Source organism: Rhodoferax sp. UBA5149 (assembly GCF_002413825.1).
In the GTDB taxonomy this organism is placed as follows: Bacteria; Pseudomonadota; Gammaproteobacteria; order Burkholderiales; family Burkholderiaceae_C; genus Rhodoferax.
This window is the reverse complement of sequence record NZ_DHXT01000097.1, coordinates 48,351-56,427: the sequence shown is the minus strand read 5'-3', so window position 1 is coordinate 56,427 and position 8,077 is coordinate 48,351. Positions and strand designations below refer to the sequence as shown.

Here is an 8,077-nt window from a genome sequence, read left to right as displayed (position 1 = left end):
CCGGCCCGCCATCGTGGGCGACGCGAGCATCCCGGTATTATCAAAGCATGACACGAGACCTCTTTCGCCAGGACGCTTATCTGCTTGAGTGCAGCGCCACGGCCGCGGCCATCACGCCGCAAGGCAGCGTCACCAAGATCGAAAAGAAATCAGCCAGCACCCGCCGCGTGATGCCGGGCTTTGCCGCATGAGCCGCGGCCAGGTCAAGAACGTCACCGGTGACTCCTTTTTTGTCTGGGAGGGCGAGGTGCTGGTGGTCAATATTCTGGGCAAGCCCAGCGCTGCCAAGGACGCCATTGGCAAGCCCAAGGGCACGCAGCTCAAGGTCAGCGTGACCGCCGCGCCGGTGGCGGGCAAGGCGACCGACCACATGCTGCGCTTTCTGGCGCCGCAGTTTGGCGTGACCGTGGCCGACATCGAGGTGGTGTTTGGTCGCATGAACGTGAACAAGCAGCTGCGCATCAGGGCGCCCAAGAAGCTGCCCGCGGTGTTTGCGCAAGCCTCCTTGTTGCCGGACAATGACTGACATCACGCGACAGCCCTGGAACTTTGCACCCTTGCCCCACTCCCACATTGCAATGACTTTTTCAAAATTCTCCTATCTCCGCCTGTTTGCTACGTTTTTAATAGCTATTGGCGCAATATCGACGGGGGCTAGCGCCCAGAATACCCCTCAATCCGTGGTGACCACCGAACAGGTACGCGCCGAGCTGCTGGCCCACGCACCCGATGGGGCGGACGCGGGCAAAACGGTGTGGGTCGGCTTGCAGCTGGCGCACCGGCCCGAATGGCACACCTACTGGAAAAACTCGGGGGATTCCGGCCTGCCCACCTCGCTGCAATGGACGCTGCCGCCCGGCGTGACGGCGGGCGACATTGCCTGGCCGGTTCCGAAGAAGATTCTGATCGGCACGCTGGCCAACTACGGTTACGAGGGCACGGTACTGCTGCCGGTGCCGCTCACCATCACACCGGCGTTCAAGCCTTCGCTGCTCAATAGCGAGATCGAGGTCAAGCTCAAGGCCAGCTGGCTGGTCTGTCGCCAGGAATGCGTGCCCGAAGGCGGCGAGTTTGCCTTGCGTCTGCCGGTGCGGGGCTCCACCGCGCTCAACGCGACCGCCTTTGCGGCCAGCTTTCAAGCCCAGCCCAAGGCCCTGAGCGGCGACAGCCGGGTGGAAGTGGCGGGTAACACCCTCAAAGTCTCGGTCACCGGGCTGCCAGCGGCAGCGCAGGGCAAGACGCTGGAGTTCTTTCCGGAAACGCCCGAAGTGATCGAGACCGCCGCCAAGTGGACGCAAAACTGGCAGGGCGCGGTGTGGACCGCCAACGTGCCCTTGTCCGAGCAGCGCAGCCAAAGCCCCAGCGTGATGCCGCTGGTGCTGGCGCTGGACAGCAAGGGCCAACGGCAGGCCTTTGTGGCGCAAGCCCGGCTCGTCGGCAGCTGGCCCCCATTGGCGGCGGCCGGCGCGGTGTCGCCGGCCCTGGCAACGGGGCTCACGACCAACGCCGGCCTGGGCGGCGCACCGGTCAGCCCCACGGCAACGCTGGGCTTGTGGGCGGCGGTGCTGGGCGCCCTGCTGGGCGGCCTTATTCTCAACCTCATGCCCTGCGTCTTCCCGGTGCTGGCCATCAAGGTCATGAGCTTCACCCGGCATGCCGACGACCGGCACGGTCACCGCGTCAGCGGCCTGGCCTACTCCGCGGGCGTGGTGCTTTCGTTCCTGGCGCTGGGGGCGCTGATGCTGGGCCTGCGCAGCGCGGGCGAGCAGCTCGGCTGGGGCTTTCAGCTGCAGTCGCCGGCCGTGGTGGCGGCGCTGGCCGTGCTGTTCACGGTCATGGGGCTGAACCTGGCCGGCCTGTTTGAATTTGGCCAGTTCCTGTCCAGCCGCGTGCTGCTGCTGGAGGCCAAGAACCCGGCCATCAACGCGTTTCTGTCGGGCGTGCTGGCGGTGGCCATTGCCTCGCCCTGCACCGCGCCGTTCATGGGCGCCTCGCTCGGCCTGGCCCTGGGTTTGCCGGCGCTGCAGGCCTTGCTTATTTTTGCCGCCATTGGGCTCGGCATGGCCTTGCCCTATCTGGCGGCCAGCCTGATTCCGGCGGTGGCCCGGTTGCTGCCGCGGCCCGGCGCCTGGATGGCCACCTTCCGCCGCGCCATGGCGTTTCCGATGTTTGCCACCGTCGTCTGGCTGGTGTGGGTGCTGGGTCAGCAAACCGGCATTGACGGCGCCGGTGCGCTGCTGGCGCTGCTGGTGGCCTTGAGCGGGGTGATCTGGGCCTTCACGCTGACGGGGCGCAGCCGCCTGCTGACTGCTACTATTTCAATAGCTGTCCTTGCCCTGTTGACGGGGGCTATAGGCCAAAATATCTTCAAACCGTTAGAGACGTCCGGGGCGACGGCGATGACGACTGCCGCCACCGACCGCTGGCAAGCCTGGGCGCCGGGCCGGGTCGAGCAAGTGCTGGCCACCGGCGCACCCGTGTTTGTGGACTTCACCGCCGCCTGGTGCGTGACCTGCCAGTACAACAAGAAGACCACGCTCGCCAACCAGGATGTGCTGGCCGACCTGGACGCCAAGAAGGTCACCCTGCTGCGCGCCGACTGGACGCGCCGCGACCCGGCGATCACCGCCGCCTTGAGCCAGCTCGGCCGCAACGGTGTGCCGGTGTATGTGATCTACAAGGCCGGCAGCGCACCGGTGGTGCTGTCCGAGATTTTGGCGGTGGGCGAGGTGCGCGCGGCGCTGGCCCGGCTTTGAACAGCCTGGCTTGCGTACACTGGGCAGCATGACTGAAGCACACGACATCCGGCACATCCTGGCCACGTACAAAACGGTGGCCGTGGTAGGACTCTCTCCCAAGCCGCACCGCGCCAGTTATGACGTGGCGCGCTACATGCAGGCGCACGGCTGGCGCATCATTCCGATCAACCCCAACGCCACTGAAATACTGGGCGAAAAAGCCTATCCGAGCCTGCTGGAAGCGGCACGGCACGAGCGGATCGATCTGGTCAATGTCTTTCGCAACAGTGCGGACGTGCCACCGGTGGCGGCGCAGGCCATCGCCATCGGCGCCCAGGCCCTGTGGCTGCAGCTGGGCATTGAAAACGCGCCAGCTTGCGCGGCCGCGCAAGCGGCGGGCCTGCGGGTGGTGCAAAACAAATGTTTGATGGTGGAGCACGCGGCCGGACGTTAAAAGTGTTCGGCTTGCGGCGACAATTGGGGCATGAACACACTCGCCCCCCCCGGCGCTTTTGCGCCCCTCCAGAACGACACCTTCATCCGCGCCTGCCTGCGCCAAGCCACTGACCACACCCCGGTCTGGCTGATGCGCCAGGCCGGGCGTTTCTTGCCCGAGTACCGCGCCACCCGCGCCAAGGCGGGCAGTTTCATGGGCCTGGCCACCAATACCGACTACGCCACCGAAGTCACGCTGCAGCCCCTCGACCGCTTCCCGCTGGACGCCGCCATTTTGTTCAGCGACATCCTGACCGTCCCCGACGCCATGGGCCTGGGACTGAGCTTTGCCCTGGGCGAAGGCCCCAAGTTTGCGCACGCAGTCCGTGACGAAGCGGCGGTCGCCAAACTGGCCGTGCCCGACATGGAGAAGCTGCGTTACGTGTTTGACGCTGTGACCTCGATTCGCAAGGCCCTGAATGGCCGGGTGCCGCTGATCGGCTTCTCGGGCAGCCCCTGGACGCTGGCCTGCTACATGGTGGAAGGCGCCGGCTCGGACGACTACCGCCTGGTCAAGACCATGCTGTACAGCCGCCCGGACCTGATGCACAAAATACTGCAGATCAACGCCGACGCCGTGGCGCTGTACCTCAACACGCAAATTGAAGCCGGCGCCCAGGCCGTCATGATTTTTGACAGCTGGGGCGGCGTACTGGCCGACGGCGCCTTCCAGGAATTCAGCCTGGCCTACACCGAGCGGGTGCTGGCGCAAGTGAAGAAAGAACACAACGGCGTGCGCATCCCGAGCATCGTGTTCACCAAGGGCGGCGGCCTGTGGCTGGAGGAAATGGGCCAGCTCGACTGCGACGTGCTGGGGCTGGACTGGACCGTCAACCTGGCCAAGGCACGCGCCCTGGTAGGCCAGAAAAAAGCGCTGCAGGGCAATCTCGATCCCAACGCGCTGTTTGCTTCTCCCGCGCAAATTGAGGCTGAAGTGGTCAAGGTGCTGAACAGTTTTGGCACGCCGCACAGCGGCGCGGGAACCGGTCCCACGCATATTTTCAACCTGGGCCATGGCATAAGTCAGCACACACCCCCCGACAACGTGGCGGCTTTGGTGCAAGCGGTCCATGCGCACTCGCGCAAACTGCGGGCCTGATATTGTGGGTCGCTAAACCCTTAGCATCTTTTGGACCAGAATTGGCGCGGCGAAGTCCGACTTATGCACAAAATTATTGCTGCGGTGCAAAAGACATGTGCTCTTCGGGCGTCGCTGCTATAAAACCAATAGCGTCCGTAAGATATTGATTCATAACGATTTTTAATTTTGCTGGTTTTGTGGGCAATTCGATGAAAGCCTTGATTTACAAGGGCTGGAAGGCCTTCAAGGCAATCTATCAACAAAGTTATCCACAGAAATCTTGGATCTCGTTCAAATCGTTTATGAATCAAAGACTTAAACGAACTTTCGCAAGTTCACATCAATTAAGCGATCCAACTCAGGCCCCGGCATGAGCCACAGCCTCCCGGTGCTGGTGCACACCCCGGCCCACAGCCAGGTGGCCGGGCCATTGACGTACTTGAGTGAGCAGGTACTCCCGGCCGGCACCTTGGTGCGTGTGCCGCTGGGCCAGCGTGAGCTGCTGGGGGTGGTGTGGGACGCGCCCGCCGATGCCGCCCCGGACCACCTCGACCCGGAGAAATTGAGGCCGATCGCCGGTCGCCTGGACGGCATTGCGCCGCTGACTCCGGCCTGGCGACAATTGGTAAGTTTTGCCGCCAACTATTACCAGCGCTCCGCCGGTGAAGTGGCGCTGGCGGCCTTGCCACCCCAGTTGCGCGACCTCAATACCCTGCAACTGGCACGCCGACTCAAACGCCACGCCAACGCTGCCGGAGCCGACCTACCCGAGCGATCGATTGCTATTTATTCAGTAGCGCTTACCGTAGAGCAGACGGGGGCTATAGCCCAATTTAATCAACAACCTGGCCCATTCTTGCTGTTTGGCGCGACCGGCAGCGGCAAGACCGAGGTCTACTTGCACAGCGTCCAGCAGTTGCTCGCCAGCGACCCGAGCGCCCAGGCGATCGTGATGGTGCCCGAGATCAACCTCACGCCCCAGCTCGAAGCCCGCTTCATGGCGCGTTTCAACCCGCTCTACGGCGACAACGCGGTCGTCTCGCTGCACAGCGGCATGACGCCGGCGCAGCGCCTGAAAAGCTGGCTGGCGGCCCACGGCGGCGGCGCCCGCATCGTGCTCGGCACGCGCATGGCCGTCTTTGCCTCGCTGCCCAATCTCAAGCTGATCATCGTGGACGAGGAGCACGACCCGAGCTACAAGCAGCAAGAGGGCGCGCGCTACTCGGCGCGCGATCTGGCGGTGTACCGGGGTCGGCTGGAAGGCGCCAAGGTTTTGCTGGGCTCGGCCACGCCCTCACTGGAAAGCTGGCACCACAGCCGCCCGGCCAGTCAGGGTGGCCGCTATGTGCGGCTGGAGATGCCGAGCCGCATCGGCGCCAACGCCGCCCTGCCCCTGGTACGGCGGGTGGACATGAACCATCAGCCCAAAAAATGCGTCATCTCACCGCCGCTGCTCGACGCCATCGTGCAACGGGTGGCGCGCGGCGAACAAAGCATGGTGTTCCTCAACCGGCGCGGCTACGCCCCGGTGCTGCATTGCGCCGACTGCGACTGGAAAAGCGAGTGTCCGCATTGCAGCGCCTACCGGGTGTTCCACAAGATCGACCGCACCCTGCGCTGTCACCATTGCGGTTTTACCGAGCGCGTACCGCGCGCCTGCCCGGCCTGCGGCAACCCCGACATCGCGCCGCTGGGTCGCGGCACCGAGCGGCTGGAAGAACACCTGGCCGAGCTGCTGGCAGGGGTGCGACGACCCAATTCGGTGTCTGAACTGTGGCCCGAGGGCGAGCCGGTGCGCATCGCCCGCATTGACGCCGACAGCACCAAGCTCAAAGGCGAACTCGAATCGCAGCTGGCCCGGGTGCATTCGGGCGAAGTGGATGTGCTGGTCGGCACGCAAATGATTGCCAAGGGGCACGACTTTCGCCGCATCACGCTGGTGGCCGCCGTCAACCCGGACAATGCGCTGTTTTCCAGCGATTTCCGCGCGCCCGAGCGTCTGTTCAGCTTGCTGATGCAGGCCGCCGGGCGCGCCGGGCGCGACGCCGATATCAGCGGCCAGAGCGAGATGTGGGTGCAGACCTTTCACCCCAAACACCCGCTGTTCGAGGCCCTGAAACGCCACGATTACCCGGCCTTCGCCGCCGAGCAGCTGAAAGAGCGCGAGCAGGCCGCCATGCCGCCTTTCAGTTTCCAGGCGCTGGTGCGGGCCGAGGCGCGCACGCAGGAGGTGGCGCAAGGATTTTTGACAGCGGCCAGCGCCGCAGCAAGCACCCTGCCCGACGCCGAACACCTCCTCGTCCACATCACCCTGTATCCGGCCGTGCCCATGAGCATGCAGCGCGTGGCCAATGTGGAGCGCGCCCAGATGCTGGTTGAGAGCCCGTCGCGCGCCGCGCTGCAGCGCTTTTTGACGGCCTGGCAGGCGGTGCTGCACGCCACCCGGCAGCAACCCGAGGGCAAGGGTTTGATGCGCTGGGCGGTGGACGTGGACCCGCTGGCGATTTGAGCTGCCGAGTCCGCCGAACACCCGCTTTTGTAAGCGTTTGCCTACAGGCCCCTGAACTAAAATTTATCCGTAACTGAACGCCTGACGGCGCACACAGTCTTATCGGGGACACACTGGCGTCAAAGCAGTGCCCGCGTTTGGAGCGACAAGCGCTCACATCGGAGTCAAACTCTATGAAACAATTTTTATTGGCAGCCGTATTGGCCTGCCTGGTGGGCTCGGCCTTGGCGGCCGACGTCGGCGTCTCGGTGAACATCGGCCAGCCGGGCTTTTACGGTCGCATCGACATCGGCAACATGCCGCAGCCGCAGGTGATCTACGCGCAACCGGTCATCATTCAGCAAGCCCCCGTCGGCTATGTGCGGCAGCCCATTTATCTGCGCGTGCCGCCAGGACATGAGAAGCATTGGGACAAGAACTGCCACAAGTACAACGCGTGCGGCCAGCCAGTCTACTTCGTCCAGGAGCGCTGGTACAAGAATGAATACGGCCCCGCCCATCGTGGTGAGCGTGGCGAGCGGGGCGAGCGGGGTGATCACCACGATGACCATGGCAACAGGGGCAGGGACCATGACAGAGGGGAGAAAAACAGGGGGCACGGCAAGGATTGAGCCGACCTCAGGTCATCAACGTCACCGCCAGCGAGAAGCTCAAAAACGCGGCGGCCGTGGACACCAGGATGATGCGCGCAATGCGGCCGTTGTCAGCGCCAAAGCGCTCCGCCAGCAGTGACACATTGCTGGCGCTCGGCAGCGCCGCCACCAACACCATGACGGTGAGCGCAAACTTGTTCAAAGGCACGCCCAGCGCGACCGCCGCAGCCCCCACCAGCAGCACCAGCAGCGGATGCAGCAAGAGCTTGATGGCGGCCACCGGCAGGTAGTCGCGCAGCGGAATCGGCGCATGCTTTTTGGCGGCCGCCAGCATTTGCGAGCGCGCCAGCACGGCGCCGATGGTGAACAAGGCCACCGGCGATGCCGCATCCGCCATCAGGCCAATGGTTTGCATCACGGGCTTGGGCAAGTCAAGGCTCACGGCCGAGGCCACGCCGCCCAGCAGGATGGACCAGGACATGGGGTTGTACAGCATGCCCTTGAGCGCATTTTCCGCCGCATGGGCAAAGCCGTGCTCGTCCGCGCCGTCCAGCCGGGAGAGCGCGATGCAGAGCGAGGTGGTGATCACCATGTCCACCACGATGGTCACGATGATGGGGCCGGCCGCCTGCGCGCCGAGCAAGGCCACCAGCAGCGGCAC

Annotated in this window: 8 protein-coding genes; 7 read left to right on the top strand and 1 reads right to left on the bottom strand. The window is 64.5% G+C overall.

Going from position 1 to position 8,077, the window contains the following annotated elements; all coding sequences use genetic code 11:
* Positions 1-47 precede the first annotated feature (47 nt).
* The 7 genes from B3V69_RS08555 (at position 48) to B3V69_RS08525 (ending at position 7,434) form a co-directional block, all read left to right on the top strand.
* Complete coding sequence (locus B3V69_RS08555) at positions 48-191, top strand: hypothetical protein (RefSeq protein ID WP_296445610.1); 144 nt, start codon at positions 48-50, stop codon at positions 189-191.
* Entirely contained in the window at positions 188-526 is a 339-nt protein-coding gene (locus B3V69_RS08550; protein WP_296445608.1) for a DUF167 domain-containing protein, read from the top strand. Before B3V69_RS08555 ends, B3V69_RS08550 begins: the two co-directional genes overlap by 4 nt.
* Before the next feature lie 52 nt (positions 527-578).
* Positions 579-2,756 carry a protein-disulfide reductase DsbD family protein gene (locus tag B3V69_RS08545; RefSeq protein WP_296445606.1) on the top strand — a complete coding sequence of 726 codons (2,178 nt, stop codon included), beginning with the start codon at positions 579-581 and terminating at the stop codon, positions 2,754-2,756.
* 28 nt (positions 2,757-2,784) lie between these two features.
* Entirely contained in the window at positions 2,785-3,192 is a 408-nt protein-coding gene (locus B3V69_RS08540; protein WP_296445604.1) for a CoA-binding protein, read from the top strand.
* A 30-nt stretch (positions 3,193-3,222) separates the two neighbouring features.
* A complete protein-coding gene (gene hemE, locus B3V69_RS08535) occupies positions 3,223-4,332 on the top strand; it encodes a uroporphyrinogen decarboxylase (RefSeq protein ID WP_296445603.1) in 1,110 nt (369 codons plus the stop codon).
* 352 nt (positions 4,333-4,684) lie between these two features.
* Positions 4,685-6,823: a replication restart helicase PriA gene (gene priA, locus B3V69_RS08530; protein ID WP_296445602.1), complete on the top strand. Its 2,139-nt coding sequence runs from the start codon at positions 4,685-4,687 to the stop codon at positions 6,821-6,823.
* 173 nt (positions 6,824-6,996) lie between these two features.
* Positions 6,997-7,434 carry a hypothetical protein gene (locus B3V69_RS08525; protein ID WP_296445600.1) on the top strand — a complete coding sequence of 146 codons (438 nt, stop codon included), beginning with the start codon at positions 6,997-6,999 and terminating at the stop codon, positions 7,432-7,434.
* 7 nt (positions 7,435-7,441) lie between these two features.
* On the opposite strand, the gene B3V69_RS08520 is transcribed toward B3V69_RS08525, so the two are convergent.
* A partial coding sequence (locus B3V69_RS08520) for an AEC family transporter (RefSeq protein ID WP_296445597.1) occupies positions 7,442-8,077 on the bottom strand: 636 nt, incomplete at its 5' end.